The organism is Geodermatophilus sp. SYSU D00779, from assembly GCF_054050595.1.
In genome coordinates, this window is record NZ_JBJGZQ010000028.1 from 24,282 (window position 1) to 43,264 (window position 18,983).

The 18,983-nt window shown below is 73.1% G+C and carries 21 protein-coding genes; 7 read left to right on the forward strand and 14 right to left on the reverse strand.

What is annotated here, in order from left to right; all coding sequences use genetic code 11:
* The gene (locus tag ACI79G_RS20095; protein ID WP_456882835.1) at positions 1-1,215 is read left to right on the forward strand and encodes an acyl-CoA dehydrogenase family protein; all 1,215 of its coding nucleotides are present in this window, start codon (positions 1-3) and stop codon (positions 1,213-1,215) included.
* Between the two features lie 35 nt (positions 1,216-1,250).
* The gene (locus ACI79G_RS20100) at positions 1,251-2,093 is read left to right on the forward strand and encodes an alpha/beta fold hydrolase (RefSeq protein ID WP_456882836.1); all 843 of its coding nucleotides are present in this window, start codon (positions 1,251-1,253) and stop codon (positions 2,091-2,093) included.
* Here the strand turns inward: ACI79G_RS20100 and ACI79G_RS20105 are convergent.
* Genes ACI79G_RS20105 through ACI79G_RS20115 form a run of 3 tightly spaced genes read right to left on the reverse strand, consistent with a single transcriptional unit; the run spans position 2,032 to position 4,327 of the window.
* On the reverse strand, positions 2,032-3,027 hold the full coding sequence (locus ACI79G_RS20105) for a GNAT family N-acetyltransferase (protein ID WP_456882837.1): 996 nt from the start codon (positions 3,025-3,027) through the stop codon (positions 2,032-2,034). The two genes, ACI79G_RS20100 and ACI79G_RS20105, sit on opposite strands and share 62 nt — an antisense overlap.
* Positions 3,028-3,065: 38 nt before the next feature.
* Positions 3,066-4,034 carry a zinc-binding dehydrogenase gene (locus ACI79G_RS20110; protein WP_456882838.1) on the reverse strand — a complete coding sequence of 323 codons (969 nt, stop codon included), beginning with the start codon at positions 4,032-4,034 and terminating at the stop codon, positions 3,066-3,068.
* A gap of 26 nt (positions 4,035-4,060) precedes the next feature.
* Positions 4,061-4,327: a hypothetical protein gene (locus tag ACI79G_RS20115; protein ID WP_456882839.1), complete on the reverse strand. Its 267-nt coding sequence runs from the start codon at positions 4,325-4,327 to the stop codon at positions 4,061-4,063.
* Between the two features lie 584 nt (positions 4,328-4,911).
* On the opposite strand from ACI79G_RS20115, the gene ACI79G_RS20120 reads away from it, so the two are divergent.
* Together ACI79G_RS20120 and ACI79G_RS20125 are read left to right on the forward strand one after the other, a co-directional pair.
* Entirely contained in the window at positions 4,912-5,490 is a 579-nt protein-coding gene (locus tag ACI79G_RS20120; protein WP_456882840.1) for an N-acetyltransferase family protein, read from the forward strand.
* Between the two features lie 852 nt (positions 5,491-6,342).
* Positions 6,343-6,708, forward strand: a complete 366-nt coding sequence (locus tag ACI79G_RS20125; protein ID WP_456882841.1) for a hypothetical protein — start codon at positions 6,343-6,345, stop codon at positions 6,706-6,708.
* An 88-nt stretch (positions 6,709-6,796) separates the two neighbouring features.
* Here the strand turns inward: ACI79G_RS20125 and ACI79G_RS20130 are convergent, their stop codons facing one another.
* The 4 genes from ACI79G_RS20130 to ACI79G_RS20145 all read right to left on the reverse strand — a co-directional run bounded on the left by ACI79G_RS20130 (position 6,797) and on the right by ACI79G_RS20145 (position 9,260).
* Entirely contained in the window at positions 6,797-7,024 is a 228-nt protein-coding gene (locus tag ACI79G_RS20130) for a hypothetical protein (protein ID WP_456882842.1), read from the reverse strand.
* A 306-nt stretch (positions 7,025-7,330) separates the two neighbouring features.
* Entirely contained in the window at positions 7,331-7,936 is a 606-nt protein-coding gene (locus ACI79G_RS20135) for a dihydrofolate reductase family protein (RefSeq protein WP_456882843.1), read from the reverse strand.
* A gap of 400 nt (positions 7,937-8,336) precedes the next feature.
* A complete protein-coding gene (locus tag ACI79G_RS20140; protein WP_456882844.1) occupies positions 8,337-8,750 on the reverse strand; it encodes a hypothetical protein in 414 nt (137 codons plus the stop codon).
* Positions 8,751-8,876: 126 nt separating this feature from the next.
* Complete coding sequence (locus ACI79G_RS20145; RefSeq protein WP_456882845.1) at positions 8,877-9,260, reverse strand: hypothetical protein; 384 nt, start codon at positions 9,258-9,260, stop codon at positions 8,877-8,879.
* A gap of 338 nt (positions 9,261-9,598) precedes the next feature.
* On the opposite strand from ACI79G_RS20145, the gene ACI79G_RS20150 reads away from it, so the two are divergent.
* On the forward strand, positions 9,599-9,748 hold the full coding sequence (locus ACI79G_RS20150) for a hypothetical protein (protein WP_456882846.1): 150 nt from the start codon (positions 9,599-9,601) through the stop codon (positions 9,746-9,748).
* Between the two features lie 27 nt (positions 9,749-9,775).
* On the opposite strand, the gene ACI79G_RS20155 is transcribed toward ACI79G_RS20150, so the two are convergent.
* Together ACI79G_RS20155 and ACI79G_RS20160 are read right to left on the reverse strand one after the other, a co-directional pair.
* Complete coding sequence (locus ACI79G_RS20155; RefSeq protein WP_456882847.1) at positions 9,776-10,111, reverse strand: hypothetical protein; 336 nt, start codon at positions 10,109-10,111, stop codon at positions 9,776-9,778.
* A gap of 147 nt (positions 10,112-10,258) precedes the next feature.
* Positions 10,259-11,473, reverse strand: a complete 1,215-nt coding sequence (locus ACI79G_RS20160) for a cytochrome P450 family protein (protein ID WP_456882848.1) — start codon at positions 11,471-11,473, stop codon at positions 10,259-10,261.
* A 263-nt stretch (positions 11,474-11,736) separates the two neighbouring features.
* On the opposite strand from ACI79G_RS20160, the gene ACI79G_RS20165 reads away from it, so the two are divergent.
* Positions 11,737-13,314, forward strand: a complete 1,578-nt coding sequence (locus tag ACI79G_RS20165) for a serine hydrolase (protein ID WP_456882849.1) — start codon at positions 11,737-11,739, stop codon at positions 13,312-13,314.
* Positions 13,315-13,359: 45 nt separating this feature from the next.
* On the opposite strand, the gene ACI79G_RS20170 is transcribed toward ACI79G_RS20165, so the two are convergent.
* On the reverse strand, positions 13,360-14,601 hold the full coding sequence (locus tag ACI79G_RS20170; protein WP_456882850.1) for an FAD-dependent oxidoreductase: 1,242 nt from the start codon (positions 14,599-14,601) through the stop codon (positions 13,360-13,362).
* A 265-nt stretch (positions 14,602-14,866) separates the two neighbouring features.
* Between ACI79G_RS20170 and ACI79G_RS20175 the strand changes: the two genes are divergently transcribed.
* A complete protein-coding gene (locus ACI79G_RS20175; protein WP_456882851.1) occupies positions 14,867-15,370 on the forward strand; it encodes a hypothetical protein in 504 nt (167 codons plus the stop codon).
* Positions 15,371-15,419: 49 nt separating this feature from the next.
* On the opposite strand, the gene ACI79G_RS20180 is transcribed toward ACI79G_RS20175, so the two are convergent.
* From ACI79G_RS20180 to ACI79G_RS20195, 4 genes are read right to left on the reverse strand one after another with little or no spacing between them, the layout of a single operon-like run.
* On the reverse strand, positions 15,420-15,809 hold the full coding sequence (locus tag ACI79G_RS20180; RefSeq protein WP_456882852.1) for a universal stress protein: 390 nt from the start codon (positions 15,807-15,809) through the stop codon (positions 15,420-15,422).
* Positions 15,806-17,320 (reverse strand): tripartite tricarboxylate transporter permease, encoded by a 1,515-nt coding sequence (locus tag ACI79G_RS20185; RefSeq protein ID WP_456882853.1) that lies wholly within the window; start codon positions 17,318-17,320, stop codon positions 15,806-15,808. The genes ACI79G_RS20180 and ACI79G_RS20185 overlap by 4 nt, the downstream gene beginning before the upstream one ends.
* Before the next feature lie 8 nt (positions 17,321-17,328).
* Entirely contained in the window at positions 17,329-17,943 is a 615-nt protein-coding gene (locus ACI79G_RS20190) for a tripartite tricarboxylate transporter TctB family protein (protein WP_456882854.1), read from the reverse strand.
* Entirely contained in the window at positions 17,940-18,953 is a 1,014-nt protein-coding gene (locus ACI79G_RS20195) for a tripartite tricarboxylate transporter substrate binding protein (protein WP_091214999.1), read from the reverse strand. Before ACI79G_RS20195 ends, ACI79G_RS20190 begins: the two co-directional genes overlap by 4 nt.
* Positions 18,954-18,983 lie beyond the last annotated feature (30 nt).

Genomic DNA, 18,983 nt, shown 5'->3' on the forward strand with positions numbered 1-18,983 from the left:
GTGACGCTGGCAGAGGGCATCGGCAACGACCTCGCAGAGGGCATAGGCAGGGCACTCTCCACCGACTACTTCCAGCTGCGCGAGGAGCTCTCGCCCGAGCAGATGGACCACCTGCTGCGCACCCGGGCCTTCGTCGAGGACCGCGTGCTGCCGGTGATCAACGGCTACTGGGAGCGGGCGGAGTTCCCCCGCGAGCTGGCCGAGGAGCTGGGCGCGGCGGGCCTGGTCGGTGACGGCATCGAGGGCTACGGCTGCCCGCCGATGGACCACCTCTCCGCCGGCCTCGTCCACATGGAGCTCAACCGCGGCGACGGCAGCCTGGGCACCTTCCTCGGCGTCCAGGCGGGGCTGGCGATGAAGTCGATCGCCATGCTCGGTTCCGAGGAGCAGAAGCAGCGCTGGCTGCCGCCGATGGCCCGCTGCGAGGCGCTCGGCGCCTTCGCGCTCACCGAGCCCGACCACGGGTCGGACTCCATCGCGCTGGAGACGTCGGCCCGCAGGGACGGCGACTCGTACGTCCTCAACGGCTCGAAGAAGTGGATCGGCAACGGCACCGTCGCCGACGTCGTCGTGGTGTGGGCCCGTGACACCGACGACGGTCAGGTGAAGGGGTTCCTCGTCGAGAAGGGGACGCCGGGCTACCGGGCGCGGCGGATCGAGGGCAAGGGCTCGCTGCGCGCCGTGTGGCAGGCCGAGATCGAGCTCGAGGACGTGCGCGTCCCGGCCGAGAACCACCTGCCGGGTTCGCGCAGCTTCAAGGACACCGGTGCGGTGCTGGCCACCACCCGCGGTTCCTGCGCCTGGATGGCCCTGGGCCACGCCGTCGCCGGGTACGAGGCGGCGCTGACCTACGCCGGGCGGCGCAAGCAGTTCGGCAAGCCGCTCGTGGAGTTCCAGCTGATCCAGGAGCGGCTGGTCGGGATGCTGGCCAAGGTCACCGCGATGCAGCTGTACTGCCGGCGGCTGGCCGACCTGGGCATGGCCGGCCGGGTCGAGCCGACGCTGGCCGGGCTGGCCAAGGCGCACAACACCAGCACCGCCCGCGCGGTGCTCGCCGAGGCCCGAGACCTGCTCGGCGGCAACGGGATCCTGCTGGACTTCCACGTCATCCGGCACATGGCCGACATCGAGTCGATCCACACCTTCGAGGGGACCGAGACCATCCAGACCCTCATCGTCGGCCGGGACATCACCGGCGCCTCGGCGTTCGCGTGAGGCCGGCGGGGGTCCGCACCATCCAGGTGGGGGAGGTGCGGCTGCGGACGTCGGTCCGCGGCTCGGGGCGGCCGCTGCTGCTCATCACCGGCCTGGGCGCCAGCCTGGAGCTGGCCGAGTCGTTCGAGCGGGAGCTGGTCGCCCGCGGCCGGCAGGTGATCAGCTTCGACGCGCCCGGCATCGGCGGCTCGACGCCGTACCGCAGCCCGCGGCGGATGCCGGGCCTGGTGCGGACCGTGGTCGGGCTGCTCGACGTCCTCGGGCTGGACGAGGTCGACGTCTTCGGCGTCTCCCTCGGCGGCGTGGTGGCCCAGCAGCTGGCCCACCAGGCACCCCACCGGGTGCGGGGCCTGGTGCTCGCGGCCACCGCCCCCGGGGTGGGCGGCATGCCGGGGGCGCCGTCGGCCCTGCTCGCGCTGGCGACGCCGCGCCGGTACCGCGACGTCGAGCACTACCTGCAGATCGCCGGGCGCATCTACGGCGGCATGGCGCGCACCGACCCGCACCGGCTGCTGAGCACGGTCATCGGCCGGGTGCGGCCCCCGTCGGTGATCGGGTACGTCGGCCAGCTCTACGCGATCGCCGGGTGGAGCAGCATGCCCTGGCTGCACACCCTCCGGCAGCCGACGCTGGTGCTGGCCGGGGACGACGACCCGATCATCCCGCTGGTCAACGGGCGGATCCTCGCCTGGCGCATCCCGAACACCACGATGCACGTCGTCCGCGGCGGGGGACACCTGTTCATCCTCGAGCGCCCGGCGGAGATGGCGGCCCTGGTCACCTCCTTCCTCGAGGGGGAGCCCGTCGCGACGACGGTCAGATCCGGCGCGACCAGGTGGACAGACCACCCGAGCGACGGAAGCCCAGTGCCTCGTTGACCGCGACCATCGGCCGGTTGGACTCCGAGTTGTAGGTGCTGATCCGCCGCACCTGCGGCAGCGTCGCGGCCACCTCCCGCAGCACCGCGACCTTGACGCGGGCGCCGAGGCGGTGCCCGCGGTGCTCGCGCAGCACCAGCGTGGCGCCCTGGTGGGCGCGCTCGGGCTGCTCCAGCGGCACGTGCAGCTCGCTGTAGGCGACCAGCCGACCGTCGCGGACCGCGCCGCCGGTGAGCACCGTGCGGCCCCGGGCGACGTGCGCCGCCTCGTCCTCGCGGATCCGGGCGACGTCCCAGTGCTCCTCCTCGACCGGCACGTCCCCGCTCGGCGCGTCGGTCGACATCCGGCGGGCGAGCAGGGCGCGGTCCTCGGCCAGGGCGTCCGGCGTCCGGTCCCGCCAGGTCAGCACCTCGTAGTCCTCGCCGGCGGCGCGGGCCTCCGCCTCCAGGGCCGACAGCCGGTCCTCGTCCACCGGGAGCGCCAGGTCCCGGCGGCTCTCCTGCAAGTCGCACGTCCACCCGTGGTGCCGGGCGAACGCGCACCCGGCGGGATCCGGCACCGGCTCGTCGACCTCCGCGACCATCGCCGTCCGCCCGGCCGCCGCGGCGATCCGACCGGCCACCTCCAGCAGCGCGCTGCCGACGCCGCGGCGGCGGGCGTCCGGGTGCACCGCCAGGTCGACGTACGCGACGGTCGTGTTGTCGCGCACCGGCAGGAGCAGCCGCAGCGCGCCGACGACGGCGTCCCCGGCGACCGCGGCCCGGTGGGTGCCCACCATCGAGCCGCCCGGCTCGAGCAACCGGCGTCCCAGGGCCACGTGGTCGCGTGCCGGCCGCGGCAGCTCGTCCGGGCGGTCGGCGCGCTGGCTCGCCGCCCACACCTCGCACCAGGCGGTGAAGCGCGCGTCGTCGGGGTCGGTCTCCAGGATCCGCACCTCCCCGTTGTAGCGAGGGGCGCAACGGGGTTTCCCGGTCAGGGGAGCAGGGCGAGCTTCCCCACGACCTCCCGCCGGGCCAGCCGCGTCAGGGCGTGCGCGGCCGCGTCGAGCGGGAGGGAGGTGGGCACCGGCGGCCGGAGTTCGCCCCGCGCGATGCGACCGAGGACCTCGGACACGAGCGCGTTCGCGGCCTCGGGCTCGGTGCGGGCCCAGTCGCCCCAGTCGACCCCGACGACGGTGCGGTTGCGCAGCAGGACGACGTTGGCCGGCAGCCGGGGGATCTCCCCGCTGGCGAACCCGACCACGCAGAACCGCCCGTAGCCGGTGAGCGAGCGCAGCGCCGTCTCGGCCAGCGGGCCGCCGACCGGGTCGATGACGACGTCCGCCCCGCCCCCGGTCACCTCCCGGACGCGGTCCTTCAGGTCGGTGTAGTCGAGGACGACGTCGGCGCCGGCCGCCGTGGCGGCGGCCCGCTTGGCCTCGCTGGAGGCGGCGGCGATCGTCCGGGCGCCGGCCGCGCGGGCGACGTCCACCGCCGCCAGGCCGATCGCCCCGCCCGCGCCCAGCACGAGGACCCACTCGCCGGGCTCGACGCGCACGCGGTGCGTGAGGGCGAAGGACAGCGTGCTGTAGTTCTCGATCGCGGTGGCCGCGAGCTCCGGCGCCAGACCCGGTGGCAGCGGGCTCAGCGCGGAGGCGCGGACCACGAGGTCCGTGGTGAACCCGCCACCGGCCATCGACAGCACGGCCACCGGGTCCCCGACCGCGACCGTGCCGACGCCCTCGCCGACGGCTCGCACCCGGCCGGCGACCGCGGACCCCGGCGTCCAGGGCAGCGGCGGCCGCACCTGGTAGAGCCCCTCCACCATCAGGCCGTCCACGAAGCTGACCGCGGCCGCCTCGACGGCCACCACCACGTCGCCGGGCCCCGGCGTGGGGTCGGGCTCCTCCACGAGGGTCAGTCCGTCGACCGGACCGAACTCCCGGCACACGATGCGCCGCACGTGTCCTCCTCCAGCGTCGGCCCCGATCAGGGCAGGGCGAGCAGTACCCGGCCGGTGGCGCCGGCGTCCACCCGGTCGTGCGCGGCCGCGACGTCGTCGAGCGGCAGGACGGCGCCGACCGGGACCGACAGCGCGCCGTCGGCCGCCGCGGCGGTCAGGTCGCCGCCCGCCTGCCGCTTCGCCTCGGCCGGGAAGTCGTCGCTGCCGAGCAGCCGCAGCGTGACGTTGCTGAAGAGCATCGGCCAGAACGGCAGCGCCGGCCGGTCGTCGCGGCTGGCGTAGGCCGCGAGCACCCCGCCCGTCCCTGTACACCGCCCGGTGCGCGGTGATCCCGGGGATGCCGAGGCAGGCGCCGAGCTCGTCGGCGACGCCGTCCGACAGGTCCATGGCGGAGTCGGCAGGGACGACGGTGCGCTGCGCCGCCGTGCCCGACGGCCGGTAGGACTGGGCGCCCCAGACCCACACCCGTCGGCCGACCCGTGCGATATCGACCCCCCCGCGCCGATCGCCTCCACGCCCCCGGCGCCGTCGCTGTGCGGCACGATCCGCGGGAAGGCCGTCGGGTTGCCCAGCCACCCGCCGCGCTTCTCGGTGTCGCCCGGGTCGACCCCGGACAGCCGCAGCCGGGCCCGAACCTCGCCGAGCCCGGGCTCGGGGGTGGGCAGGTCGCCGACCTGCAGCACCTCGGCCGCCGGTCCCTGCCGCTCGTACCAGGCTGCTCGCACCCGGCCACTGTGCCGCGGGAGCCGTCGGCGCGCAGGAGGTCGGCGCAGCCGGACCGCCACCCGAGGCAGGCTGCGCTGGGGGCCGACGTCCCCGCGGGACGCCCACGGCGATGGACCCGGCTCCCGTGCCGGCGCGGCGCTAGCGTGGCCAGGTGGGCATCGAGATCGAGCCGGCGACGAGGGCGCGGTTCGACGACGTCGAGACCATGCTCGGTCCCAAGAACCCGGCCGCCAACGTCTGCTGGTGTCTCAGCCACCGGCTCGACTCGAAGACCAACCGGGAACTCGTCGGACCGGCCCGCCGCGAGTACGTCCGGGAACTGACCGGCCGCCCGGTGGCCCCGGGAGTGCTCGCATACGACGGCGGTGAGGTGGTCGGCTGGGCCGCGGTCGCGCCGCGGGCGGAGCTGCCCTTCGAGCGCTCGCGGAAGATCCCGCACGTCGACGACCTGCCCGTGTGGTCCGTGTGGTGCATCCGCGTGCGTCCGGGTCATCGCGGCAGGGGGATCGCGCACGCGCTCCTCCGCGGGGCCGTGGACTACGCCGCTTCGCAGGGCGCCCCCGCCGTCGAGGGGTACCCGGCTGACAACGGGGGCCGGCGAGTCGACCCGACCATGGCCTACGTCGGCACGCGGAGCCTGTTCGAGAAGGCCGGGTTCACCAAGGCCGCGGACACCGACGCTGTCGCAGGCGGGTTCCCTCGGGTCGTGATGCGCCGCGTCCTCCCCTGACCCCGCTTCCCGCTCGTGGGAGCACTCGATCGGCCGGGTGCCTCACGCCTGCCGGCACGCCTCTGGGCCCGCTGCTGCAGTGACATCGGGGTCGCGGGGAAGCGGCGAGCTGTCGGCCGGTCGCCCGTCAGCAAGGCGAGCTGCTTCTCGTCCCCAGCGGCCGTCCAGGAACAGCGGACCCTCTACGGCCGCGGCCGGCTCCGCTGAACCGCGAGCAGTCGTTCGGTACCAATGTCCGGTCGCAGGTCGGCCTACCACTGGCTGAGCGCGTCATCCCGCCTGGACATCTGGACACCTGGACACCTGGACACGATGGCAGACCCGGATCGACCTCGGACCGAGGTCGGATCCACCCGTGCGGTGAGCCCCGGTGTCTCGTGACGATCTGGGCCAGCCGTAGTCCCTGACCTGGCGGCGGCGCGAGCCTCGCGCCCAATCCCCCACAGCGGCCCGCTCAGGAGACCTGCCGGACGACGACGGAGCGGTGGCCGGGGGTGGGCGCGAAAGTCGTCCGGCGCCCCCGGGTGCCTGCACGGGCCCGGCTCGAACGGGCAGCTCCCCTCCACGACGGACGCATGGGCCAGGCGGGGCAACCCGTGCGCCGAGGCTGCGGCCAAGGCCGTCGGCCACCACCCCCGCCGGCGCCGTCGATGCTGACACGTCACCACGGACTTCGGCCTCACCATTCGGGACGTTCCCGAGCGGTCCACTACGGGACAGGTCCGTTGGCCGCGTCCCGTGTAGGTGCAGCGGCGGGGCAACCGTTCAGGCGACCGCACTGGTACAGCGGTCAGCCCCAGACGATCATGCCGACGTGCCGCCACTGACACCCATCCGGCGGATGACAGGCCCATGACGTCAGGTCAGAAGGCCGGTGTCGTGCTCACCGTCGTGGCCGATGCCCTGTGGCTGGTCGTCCTCATCGCGATCCTGGCGACCCCGCCGGACCAGGGCGCGAACATCGGTGCCGGACTCCTCGGCCTACTCGCCCTGCCGCTGTCAATCGTGTCGGCGGTCGTGCTCATCACCACGACGGCTTCCATCGCACCTCGTGCGGCGAGTGCCGCCTCCATCGCCCTGTGGGCGCTGTTCGTGACCCTTTCGTGGACCTACGCCGCAGGGAACAGAGTGCAGATCATCGTCGGACTGGCGGCGATCCTGGCCCTCAGCACGAGCGCCGTTCTCGTCGGCACGGCTCAACGACGCCAACGGCGCTAGTGGCCTCTCGACCACCGGCTGTCTCCGCGCTCGCGGGAGTCCATGAAGCCGCCCCCTGTCCCAGAGCGGCCCACTATGGGGCACCAGCTCACCTGTGGCTGGACCAGTGCTCCCATAGGTCTCTGCCGACGAGAAACAAGCCTCCTCCTGCTGCGAGATAGCCGAAAAGGAGGATGAGGCCGCCGCCGATGTCCCCTGGGTCGCCGATCGTCGTCGTGGCGGCGAGGGCGAAGTAGGCAGCGATCAGCGCGACACCCAAGGCGAGCAGTCTCAGCGAGCTGCTCCGGACGGCGCCGAGCCCAGGCTCCTCACCCATGATCGTGACCGTAGGTCAGCAGCGGAGCCCTTGGGGCACTGCCTTGCTCGCTCCGATGGCACAGGACGGGGTAGGTGTCTCTGAGACCAGGACCGATGCGGAAGTGCAAGGGGCGCTGACAGCGCTGTTCGCTCTGAGTCGAGCGCCTTCCGCGAGACAGCCGCCACGATCTCACGCGAGCTCGCGGACGAGACAGGCGCCATCATCGCCGAGCAAGATGGTCAGACGCTGGGCTGTCTCATGACCAAGCCGCTCGACCGCGGTCTGCACTTCGGGCGGCCGTCCAGACCGGCGGACGGGGCGACGTCACGCAGGGGCGCCCAGCGGCGGGTGCTCGAGCACGCGGGGCTTGTACTCGACCAGCTGGATGCGGCCGTCGAAGGTGCGGTGCTCGATCATCTCGAGGGCGACGTCCGGATAGCCGTCGTAGATGCGTTCTGCGCCCGTGGCCCCGGTGATCACCGGGAAGATCCCGACCCGGAAGCGGTCGACGAGTCCGGCTCGCAGCAGGGACCGGCACAGGCTGAGGCTGCCGATCGTGCTGAGGAGCCCCGAGCCACTCGCCTTCATGGCGCGGACCGCCTCGACGGCGTCGTCGCGGACGAGCGTGGAGTTGGCCCACGTCAGTGGCTCCTCGAGTGAGGAGGAGAACACCACCTTGGACGCTTGCGTGAGCTCGTCGACCGACGCCTCTTCTTCAGGCCTGAACTCGTCTTGGCCATTCGGGACCTCGCCGGCGGCGAAGCCCGACATCAGGCGGTAGGTGTTCGCTCCCATCAGGTAGGTGACGTCGGGCTGCTCACCGAGCCATGCGAGGTACTCCGGGCCCTCGAGGCCCCAGAACCCGGGCCATCCCTCTGCCGATGCGTAGCCGTCGAGGGAGGTGATGAAATCGACGAGAAGCTCCGACATGGCGGGTCCTTTCCTCGGGTGTCACGAGCGTGGACCGGCCGGGAGCCACGAACTCATCGGCCGCGCTGCGGGGTGACGAGGAAAGCCATGACGCTGCAACATCCCGAGTTCTAGCAGGTAGATCTCGACAGGGAGCAGGTAAGGGTCCGCATCAGCGACGACGAGATCCTGGTGTCGTGGCACCCTCCTGATCGGCCGCCGGATGGCCAGCGTCACGGCGCGGAAGGCATGTGCGTCACCGACAGCGGCGAGGTCATCGTCCTCAGTCGCGACGGGCAATGCTGGAAGCTCCCCGCCGGTCGACCTGAGACTGAGCCGGAGCTCCCGTCGCCCTGAGCGGCCACTTCCGGGCAGTGCTGAGAGTCGAGGTTCCCCGGAGGTGATGCCTGCGCGGCCAGGCCTAGTCGGGGTTGTGGGACCGACTCCAGCTACGACGACGCAGCACCCACTCCCGGCCGTCGACGACGATCTTCAGCACCACATGCGAACGGATCAGACCGCGCCTGCGCTCGACGCATCCCTCACCGCCTAGGTATGCGCGGACGACCAGCGCCAGATCGCGGAGCGCCGCTTCCTTGTCCGCTTCCTCGTCGTTGTAGTCCACCAGAAAGGTAGAGACGCCGAGGTCGAAGATGTCGGCGTCGAACCACTCGTCTGAAGCGCGCAATCCGGCGTGGCGCTGGCCACCTGCGCTGGTGAGCTGGACGCGATGCATCTGCGGGTCTTTCGGCTCTGTCGAGTACGTTGCGTCGACGTCCGCGTCGAAGACTTCGGCGACCACTCGTCGCAGCAGAGCCTCCACGTCGATCGCCACGGAGATGCAGCCTGCCACCCCCACACCCAGCGACGCCTGCAAGGCGTGGCGTCGGAGCAGCGGGGAGGGTGTCTCTGAAGCCGCCCTCGCGGACCGACCGGCCGCGGGGTATCCCATAGCGGCCCACTAAGGGACATCTGGCCCGTCAGGGACGCGCAGGTGGCTCAGCCGGTCAGCCAACTCTGCGAGCGGGATCGTCAGCAGGAATCGTCCGCCATCCTCGGACTGAAGGCCCGTCTCCTGGATGCCTGCCCGCTGCCAAGCGGGGATGCCTTGCAGCAGGTGGTCGATGCTCAGGAACAACGGTCGCTCGTCCGGATCGCTGTCGTCCCGGTTCTCCACTGTTGCCTGTTCGGCGCTGATCCAGAGCGGCACTACGTCGTGACCGAGGCTGTCCGTCCATGGCGCGAAGCCGTCGTCGGTGCCCCACGCCCACAGGCCCTGAGACTCGCGGGCCGCTTCCCAGATGCCGGCGATGCGCTGTCGCCGGGACAGTCCTCGTTCGCTCACGCGTGCTTGCCCCCGTCGAAGAACGGATGCCCCGCAATCTGGTTGGGCCTGGCAGCGCTACTGCTGTAGGTCGCTATCGCGCTCCCGGGCATGACATGTGACGGGAACGGGTCGCCGGTAGGCCAGGGACTCCCCATGAGACAGCAGCGTCGCTCACCGGCGGCTCCGGCTCCGGAAGCTTTGGCGGGGGGACAGGCAGCGCCGATGTCCTCTGGGTCATGCACTTCAGAGGCTCAGCCCCTTCGCGCGACTGTTGCCCAGGCGGGAGTAGGCCCGACGATGACGCAGTGACTCGACCGCGACCAGGACGCTTCGCGAGTCGTGCGCACCGGCCCGGCGTGTGGATCGGGCCGAGCCTCGCCGGCATCACCGGTCTGATCCTGGCCCTGAACAGCGATCCTTGGTGGCTCGGTGCGTCACTGGCCGTCGTCGCTGCTGTCTTCGTCGGTCATGTCGTCTACGCGAGGCGACGCTGGCCGAAGCCCTGAGCGGCCCACTTCGGGACACCGCCCCTGTCAGCCGGCGCCGAACAGCACGCCACCGGCGACGAACAGGGGCAGCGACACGAACAGGAAGACGCCCAGGCCGGTCAGGCCCTCCCCGGTGTAGGGCTCCTCGCGGTCCGGCCCGCTGCCGAGAAAGGCCCGCACGTCGTTGTCCGCGGCCCTGGAAAACGCCGTCCCGCCGGTCAGGCTGATGAGACCCGCGATGACCATCACCGCGATCGCGACCTTCGACCGCAATCCGCCGCCCTGCAGTGCACACCACAGGCCCGCGACGGCCAGTGCCAGGACGGCCGAGGAGAGCAGCATGACCAGCGCCTGCCGAAGGCCTCGGACGACATCGACCACCGGACAACGGTAGAGGCCGCTGCCAGTGAGCGGCGGACGCCGTGATGTCCCTGAGGCCGCCTTCAGGGCCGCGCCCCGAGCTCGCGCAGCCGGACGCCCTCGCCTGGCTCCCGGTGTCTGAGGCGCCTGGTCGCACCCGGCGCCGGCTCAGCGCAGCCGGACGGGCAGGCGGGTCAGGCCGCGCATGAGGATGCTCTGCCGCCAGGTCAGCTCGGCGGGGTCGACGGCGAGGGCCAGGTCGGGGAAGCGGTCGAGCAGGGTGCGGAACGCGACCTCGCCCTCCAGCCGGGCCAGGGGCGCGCCGAGGCAGTGGTGGATGCCGTGCCCGAAGGCGAGGTGCCCGGCCTCGCGGTGCAGGTCCACCTCGTCGGGGTCGGCGTAGTGCTCCGGGTCGCGGTTGGCCGACGCCAGGGACACCAGCACCACCTCGCCGGCGGGGATGGTGGTCCCGCCGACCTCGACCGGCGCGGTGGTGTGCCGGAACGTGGCCAGGTTGACCGGGCCGTCGAAGCGCAGCAGCTCCTCGACCGCGGCCGGCACCAGGTCGGGGTCGGCGCGCAGCTCGGCCAGCCGGTCGGGACGGCGCAGCAGCGCCAGCACCCCGTTGCCGATGAGGTTGACCGTCGTCTCGTGGCCGGCGACCAGCAGCAGGAAGGCCATCGACACGGTCTCGTCGGCCGAGAGCCGGTCGGCGTCCTCGGAGGCGGCGACGATCGCCGACAGGACGTCGTCCGCCGGGTGCGCCCGCTTCTGCGCCACCAGGTCGGTCAGGTACACGGCCATCGCCATGCCTGCGGCGGTGCGCTCGTCGACCGCGCCGTCGGAGGACAGCATGGTGTTCGACCAGCGGCGGAACGACGTCCGCTCGGCGTCCGGCACGCCGAGCAGCTCGCAGATGACGCCCATCGGCAGCGGGAAGGCGAAGGCGTCGAGCAGGTCCACCTCCGCGGGTCCGGTGGCCATGCGGTCGGCGAGCCGGCCGGCGATCGCCTCGATCCGCGGGCGGAGGGCCGCGATGGCCCGCACCGTGAAGGCCCGGCTGACCAGCTTGCGCAGCCTGGTGTGGTCGGGCGGGTCGGTGCTGAGCATGTGCCGGTTGAGCTCCTGGGTGAACGCCACCCGGGAACCCGACGGCAGCGGCTTGCTCTCCAGCACCCGCGCGAAGCCCTCGGCGTCCTTGGCCAGCCGCGGGTCGGTGAGTGCCTCCCGGACGTCGTCGTACCGGGTCACCAGCCAGACCGGCATGCCCACCGGGGTCACCGCCCGCGCCACCGGCTCCTCGACCCGCAGCCGGGCGTACAGCGCGTGCGGGTCGGCGAAGAAGGCCGCGTCGAGCGGGACGACCGGGGCAGCGAGGTCCATCGCCCGAGGTTCCCGACACCGCCGAGCGCGCGCCAGGTGCCTAGGTCCCGCGTGGCGCGGACCCTGGACGCCCACGTCAGCCCGCCACTACGGTCCCCGGCCACCACGGGTGCCCCGCGTGCCGACCGCGCCCGGCCGGCCCCACCCGTGGCGTTCCGCGAGCAGGCGCCCGAGCGGCGGCGCCGGTCAGGACCGTGCCCGTGCCCGAGGGACCGAACGCAGCAGCTCCCCGCCGTCGCAGGCTGAGGTCGGCCGGTACGGCCGTGGCCGTCGTGACCGTGACCGCCCTCACGTCGGCCTGCGCGGCCGCCGGCGGCGCCGTGGCCGCGCCGGCGACGAGCACGCTGCCGCCGGTGCCGCCGGGGCCGGCCGCGTCGCTGAGCCAGGAGCAGGTCGACTCCGCGCTGAATAGCCTGGACGGGCTGGTGACGGACGCCATGGACCGGACCGGGGTCCCCGGCGTGGCCGTCGCCGTGGTGTACCGGGACCAGGTCGTGTACTCGAAGGGCTTCGGGGTCCGGGAGGTCGGCAGGCCCGAGCTCGTCGACCCGGACACGGTGTTCCAGCTCGCCTCGGTGTCCAAGCCGCTGGCGTCGACCGTCGTCGCCGGGGTCGTCGGGCAGGGCGTCGTCGAGTGGGACCGGCCGGCCGGGCAGTACGACCCGTCCTTCGCGCTGAGCGACCCCTACGTCACCGAGCACGCCACCATCGCCGATCTGCTGTCGCACCGCAGCGGGCTGCACACGGGGGCGGGTGACCTGCTCGAGGACCTGGGCTTCGACCGGGACTACATCCTGAGCCACCTCGACCAGCACCCCCTGGACCCGTTCCGGTCCAGCTACAACTACAGCAACTTCGGGTACACGGCCGGCGCGGAGGCCGCGGCCGTCGCCACGGGGACGGCGTGGGAGGACCTGGCGGACCAGGTCCTCTTCGACCCGCTGGGCATGACCCGGACCAGCTACCGCCACGAGGACTACGAGGCCGCGGCGAACAAGGCCGCCATCCACGTGCCGGCCGGCGACGGGACCTGGGTGGCCCGCTACACCCGGGACGCCGACGCGGAGGCGCCCGCCGGTGGGGCGAGCTCCTCGGTGCGGGACCTGGTCCAGTGGATCCGCCTCCAGCTGGGCAACGGCGTGCACGACGGCACCCAGGTCATCGACCCGGACGCGCTGGCGGTCACCCGGGTGCCGCACTCGGTCTCCAGCCCCCCGGCGTCCCCGGACGCCCGCACCGGCTTCTACGGCCTGGGCTGGAACGTCTCCTACGACGACCAGGGGAGGCTGCAGATCGGGCACTCCGGCGCGTTCGACCTCGGCGCCGCCACCTCGGTGCTCATGCTCCCCGTCGAGCAGCTCGGCATCGTGGCCCTGACCAACGGGCACCCCGAGGGGATCCCCGAGGCCATCACCGCCGGCTTCTTCGACGTCGCGCAGCACGGGCAGCCGACCGTCGACTGGCTCACCTTCATCTCCGGGATCTTCGCCCAGATCGAACAGGCCGACGCCCCCGAGACCGACTGGTCCCAGCCGCCGGCCGACCCGCAGCCGGCGCGCGACCTCGCCGCCTACACCGGCACCTACGCCAACTCCTACTACGGCCCGCTCACCGTCACCGCGGACGGCGACCGCCTCACCATGACGATGGGCCCGGCGGCGGCGCCGACGACGTTCCCGCTGACCCACCACTCCGGCGACGTCTTCACCTTCGAGTCGATCGGCGAGAACGCCAACGGCCTGGCCGGGGCCCTGTTCGCCGTCGGCGGGAACGGGACGGCGACCAGCGTGCGGCTGGACTTCTACGACCGCGAGGGGTTGGGCACCTTCACCCGCGGGTGATCCCGAACGGCGCCCGCGACCGCGCCGGCCGGGGGCGCCGCCGGGTCAGCCCGAGCGCGCCGGCGCGCGCCGGGCGAAGGCCGGTGCGTGCTCGGGCCGCAGCCCCACGCCGATCAGGTACGCCGGGACGACGGAGAGCTGGGGGAGCCGCTGTACCAGCGCGAGCAGCGGCTTCGGGGGGCCGGCCCGCCGTCCCTCGACCAGCGGGCCCACGAAGCCGCGGTGCAGCGCCCGCTGCAGGGTCTGCACGGCCACGGTGGGCAGGATCCGGCGGGCGCGCACGGCGGCCAGGTCGGAGGGACCCACGGTGCCGTTGCGCAGCGGTCCGGCCAGCAGCGTCGCGGCGGCCACGGCGTCCTGGACGGCGAGGTTGATGCCGACACCGCCGACCGGCGACATCGCGTGCGCGGCGTCCCCGATGCACAGCAGCCCGTCGACGTGCCACTGCACGAGCCGGTCGACCCGCACGTCGAGGTGCTTGACGTCGTCCATCGAGCGCAGTGCGTCCACCCGGTCCCGGAACTCGGGGATGAGCTCGGCGACGTCCGCGCGGAACGCCTCGATGCCGCGGGCCCGCAGCTGCGCGTCGGTGCCCTTGCGGCCGATGTAGGCGACCTGCAGGAACGTCTCGCGCGGGATGACCACGGCGAACCGGCCGGGCGCCGCGTGCGGGGCCAGGGCGGAGGGACGGTCGTCCGGCAGGCGGGGGACGCGGAACCACCAGGCGTCGATGGGGACGGCGAACTCGCGCGGCCGCAGCCCCGCCTGCCGGCGAGCGAGGGAGTGCCGGCCGTCGCAGGCCACGGTCAGGTCGGCACGGATCTCGCCGGTGTCGCCGTCCGCCGTGCGGTAGCGCACCCCGCGGACCCGGCCGTCCTCGCGCAGCAGGTCGGTCATCTCGGTGGACATCCGCAGCGTGAACGTCGGCTCGCGCCGGCCGGCGTCGGCGAGCAGGTCGAGCAGGTCCCACTGCGGCGTCATCGCGATGTAGGGGTAGGGCACGTGCAGCCGGCGGAAGTCCCCGAGGGTCACGGTGTTCCCGTCGGCCATGGGGATGACGACCTGCTCGACCTTCGTGTGCGGCAGCCGGTCGAACTCCTCGGCCAGGCCCAGCTCGTCGAGCAGCTGCAGCGTCGAGGGGTGCACGGTGTCGCCGCGGAAGTCGCGGAGGAAGTCGGCGTGCTTCTCCAGCACGGTCACCTCGACGCCGGCGCGGGCCAGCAGCAGGCCCAGCACCATGCCGGCGGGACCGCCGCCGACCACCACGCAGGTCGTGTGCTCACTCATGCGCCGGCCTCCCGTCGGCTGCCCGGGACGCGTCCGGCGTCGCGGGGACGGTGGAACGTCTCCTCCCTACCGCCGCGTGGCCCGGACGGGAAGGGCAGCTCGACCCCGTTCCCGTCCGGCGGGGTGTCGGAACGGGCCGTCCCACCAGTGCCGGTCGTCCCTTGCGGGGGCCCGGACCGCCGCAGGACGATCACGCGCACGGGCCCGGTGGACGTGCACCGGCCGGCCGTCGCGGTCGTCGCCGGGCATCGCGGGAGGGGGTTCCGTGCGTCGCGCCGTCAGTGGCCTGCTGGCCTGGTTCGTCGTCTTCGGCCTGGGTGTCGGCGGGTGGCAGACGCTCGCGCCGCGGTCCTTCTACGAGGACTTCCCGGGCTTCGGCCGGACCTGGGTGAGCGTCGACGGCCCCTACAACGAGCACCTGCTCCGGGACGTCGGTCAGGGCAACCTGGCCCTCGGGGTCGTGGCCCTCGTCGCGCTGGTGACCGGCGGGGTGTGGCTCGCCCGGGCGACGGGTCTGGCCGCGGTCGTGGCCTACCTGCCGCACCAGCTCTACCACCAGCTGACCCTGCACCTGCTCGAGACGAGGAGCGACGCGGTCCTGCAGACCGTGACGCTGACCCTGGTGTCGGTCGCCGCGGTGCTCCTCGCCGTGCTCGCGTTCCGGCTGCCGGTCGGGGAGCGCCCGTCGCGGGGGTCGGCGCTGCGGTCCGACCCGGTCCGCGCCCCCGCTGAGGACGCCGGACGCCGGCACGCCGTCGCGGAGGAGTGACCTCCTCGGGGAACGGCGTGCCGGCGTCCGCGACGCAGGGCCGGGGGCCTCAGGGCTTGACGGCGAGCACCGGGCGGTCGGCGTCGAGCAGGATCCGCTGGGCGGTGCTGCCCATGAGCAGCTTGCCGACCGGCGAGCGCTTGCGCAGGCCGATCACGATCACCGAGGCGTCGACGGCCCCCGCGACGCGCACCACCTCGTCGGCGACGTCACCGGTGTGCGCCTCCTGGTGCACCTCGACGTCGACGCCGGCCGCGGCGGCGCGCTCCACCAGCGCCCGCACCGCGTCCTCGTCGGCCATGGCCGCGCTGACCGGGGCACCCTCGCGCGGGGTGTTGAGCAGCACCAGCCGCCCGCCGCGGCGGCCGGCCTCCTCGACGGCCGCGGTGAAGGCGGCGTCCCCCTCGGGGGTCGGGACGTAGGCGACGAGGACGGTCACACGAGCTCCTTGGTGGTGTGGCGGTCGGTGCTCCGCCGGCGGGCGAGGGCGGCCCGGATCACCGGGAGCAGCACCACGACGAGGAAGAGGACGAGCAGCGTCCCGGAGATGGGACGGGTGAGGAAGCCGGTCGGGTCGCCGTCGAAGAGCAGCAGCGAGCGGCGCAACGAGTCCTCGAGCAGCGAGCCGAGCACGAAGGCGAGCACCAGCGGGCCCGGGTCGAAGCCCAGCTTCTTCATCAGGTAGCCCAGCGCCCCGAAGGCGACGACCAGCCCGATGTCGAAGACGTCGTAGTTGACCGTGTAGACCCCGATCAGCGTGATGAGCACGGTGATCGGCGCGAGGATCGTGGCCCGCACCCGCAGGATCTTCACGAACAACCCGACCAGCGGGATGCTCATGATCAGCAACAGGATGTTGCCGATGTACATGGAGTTGACCACGCCCCAGAACAGCTCGGGCTCCTGGTCGACCAGCTGCGGGCCGGGGCTCACGCCCTGGATGAGCAGCGCGCCGTAGATGACCGCCATCGTGGCGTTGGCGGGGATGCCCAGCGTGAGCAGCGGGATGAACGACGAGGTGGCGGCCGCGTTGTTGGCCGACTCCGGCGCGGCGACGCCCTCGACGGCACCCCGGCCGAAGCGCTCGGGCGTCTTCGACCGGCGCTTCTCCATGGCGTAGGCGGCCAGCGAGGCCAGCGTGGCGCCGCCACCGGGCAGGATGCCGAGGAAGAAGCCGAGGACCGAGCCGCGGCCGATGGCGCCCGAGGACTGGCGCAGGTCCGTGCGCGAGGGCCAGACGTTGGCCACCGTCGCCGGCGCGTGCACCGCCCGGTGCCGTTCCTCCAGGTTGTAGAGGATCTCGCCGAGGCCGAACAGGCCCATCGCGATCGGCACGAAGTCCAGGCCGTCGGCGAGCGAGAGATTGTCGAAGGTGAACCGCTCGGCGCCGGTGAACCCGTCGCGGCCGACCGTGGCCAGCAGCAGACCGAGGCAGGCGGCGATCACGGCCTTGAGCCGGTCCCCGCTGCTGACGGTGGCGACCAGCAGGATGCCCAGCAGCGCCAGGGCCGTGTACTCCGGCGGGCCGAAGTCCAGGGCGAAGCCGGCCACCAGCGGGGCGACGAAGGAGAGCGCGACGATCGAGACGGTACCGCCGAGGAACGAGCCGACCGCGGCGATGCCCAGCGCCGTCCCGGCGCGGCCCTGCCGGGCCAGCGCGAAGCCGTCGAACACGGTGACCACCGAGGACGCCTCGCCGGGCAGCCGCAGCAGCACCGAGGTGATCGTGCCGCCGTACTGGGCGCCGTAGAAGATGCCGGCGAGCATGATGACCGCGGTCACCGGTTCGATGCCGATGGTGATCGGCAGCAGGATGGCGATGGTCGCCGCCGGGCCGAGGCCGGGCAGCACGCCGACCAGCATGCCGACGACGACGCCGATCAGGCAGTAGAGCAGGTTGGTGGGCTGCAGCACGACGCCGAAGCCGTCGAGCACCGGGGCGAGGTCCACGGCGTCTCCTAGAACAGGTGCGGGACGGGCACCGAGAGGGCGCCCACGAAGATGAGGTAGAAGGCGACCACGAGGGCCAGGCTCGTGACGATCGACGTGCGCCAGCCCTCGTGTCCGAGGAAGCGCAGCCAGACGAAGGCGAGCAGGGCCGCGGGGATCTCGAAGCCGATGACCGGGATCAGCGCGACGAAGGCGACCATGGTCGCCAGGCCCGCGAGCACCAGCCAGCTGGTCCGGCCGAACCGCTCGGCGTCCGTGGTGCGCCGGGCCGTGGCCACGAGGCCCAGCCCGAGGACGACGATCACGACGCTGACCATGAGCGGCCAGGTGCCCGCCTCGGGGCTGCGAGCACTGCCGGCGTCGAAGGCCAGCGAGCCGACGACCGCGGCTCCCCCGAGGACGACGACGGCGGCGGCGACGACCAGGTTGCCCAGCAGCCCGGCGGCCGGCGGGCGGCCCTCGTGCTCCTCGGCCTCCACCTGGTGGATGGCCTCCTCGAGGTCGAACTCCTCGGGGGCGGCCTCCTCCGGCGGCGCTCCGGGGCCCCCCTGGGGGGTGGCCCCGGCGGCCGTGCGGCCGCCGGGGCGCCCCGGGACGTGCGCCCCGCCTGCGGAGGAGGTCATGAGTCCCCGCCGAGGTCGATCGAGTACTGCTCGACGACGCTGCGGTACCGATCGAGGTTCGACGTCCAGGCCTGGCGGACCTCCTCGCCGTCGATCTCGTTCGGGGTGAGCTGGTTGTCCTGGTTGAACTGCTGGTAGGCCTCCGACCCGAAGGCCGTCTGGAACGAGGCCTGCAGGGTCTCGATCACGTCCTCCGGCGTGCCCTTCGGGGCGAAGACCGCGCGGGACTGCTGCACCGGCACGTCGTAGCCGGCCTCGATGGCGGTCGGGGTGTCGGGCAGGTAGCTGACCCGCTCCTCGGCGAAGGTCACGATCGGCGTCAGCTCGCCGGCCTCGATCTGCTCGATGGCCTCGCCCAGCTGGATGGAACCGACGTCGACCTGACCGCCGAGCACGGCCGTGAGCGTCGGGGAGCCGCCGTCGAAGGGAACGGCGGTGGCCTCGATGCCGGCCTGGTTGAACAGCAGCTCCTGGGAGAGCTGGCTGCCCGTCCCGACGCCCGTCGTCCCGAAGGTGATCGGCCGGCCGGCGTTGGCCAGGTCCTCCACCGTCGTGAAGCCGGAGGACGGTGCGGTCACCAGGACGTAGTCGTCCTGGCTGATGCCGGTGACGATCTCGTAGTCGGCGATGTCGGGCGCCTCGCCCTCGGCGACGGCCAGCGGCGTGATGTAGGCGAGGCTGCCGTTGTAGACCATCAGGGTGTGCCCGTCGGGCTCCGCGCCGGCCAGCTCCTGGGCGGCGAGCGCGCCGTTGGCGCCGGGCCGGTTCTCCACGGTGACCGGGACGCCGAGGTCGTCGGAGACCTCGTCGGCGAGCGCGCGGGCGATCAGGTCGGTGCTGCCGCCCGGGTCCTGCCCGACGAGCACGGTGATCGGGTCGTCGCCCGGGAACTCCTCGCCCTCGGCGGCCGTCCCGCCGCCGACGTTGCCGCCGCAGGCGGCCAGCGAGAGGGCCAGTGCGAGGCCGGTGCCGGCCGTCGCCCATCGGCGCGCGCGGTTGTCAGTGGTCATGAGAGTTCTCCTCGGAGAGCAGCCGTGGCC

Coding starts and splice junctions, on each gene's coding strand:
- ACI79G_RS20125 (WP_456882841.1), top strand. CDS start 6,343: ATGACGTCAGGTCAGAAGGCCGGTGTCGTGCTCACCGTCGTGGCCGAT.
- ACI79G_RS20130 (WP_456882842.1), bottom strand. CDS start 7,024: ATGGGTGAGGAGCCTGGGCTCGGCGCCGTCCGGAGCAGCTCGCTGAGA.
- ACI79G_RS20135 (WP_456882843.1), bottom strand. CDS start 7,936: ATGTCGGAGCTTCTCGTCGATTTCATCACCTCCCTCGACGGCTACGCA.
- ACI79G_RS20160 (WP_456882848.1), bottom strand. CDS start 11,473: ATGGACCTCGCTGCCCCGGTCGTCCCGCTCGACGCGGCCTTCTTCGCC.
- ACI79G_RS20170 (WP_456882850.1), bottom strand. CDS start 14,601: ATGAGTGAGCACACGACCTGCGTGGTGGTCGGCGGCGGTCCCGCCGGC.
- ACI79G_RS20190 (WP_456882854.1), bottom strand. CDS start 17,943: ATGACCTCCTCCGCAGGCGGGGCGCACGTCCCGGGGCGCCCCGGCGGC.
- ACI79G_RS20195 (WP_091214999.1), bottom strand. CDS start 18,953: ATGACCACTGACAACCGCGCGCGCCGATGGGCGACGGCCGGCACCGGC.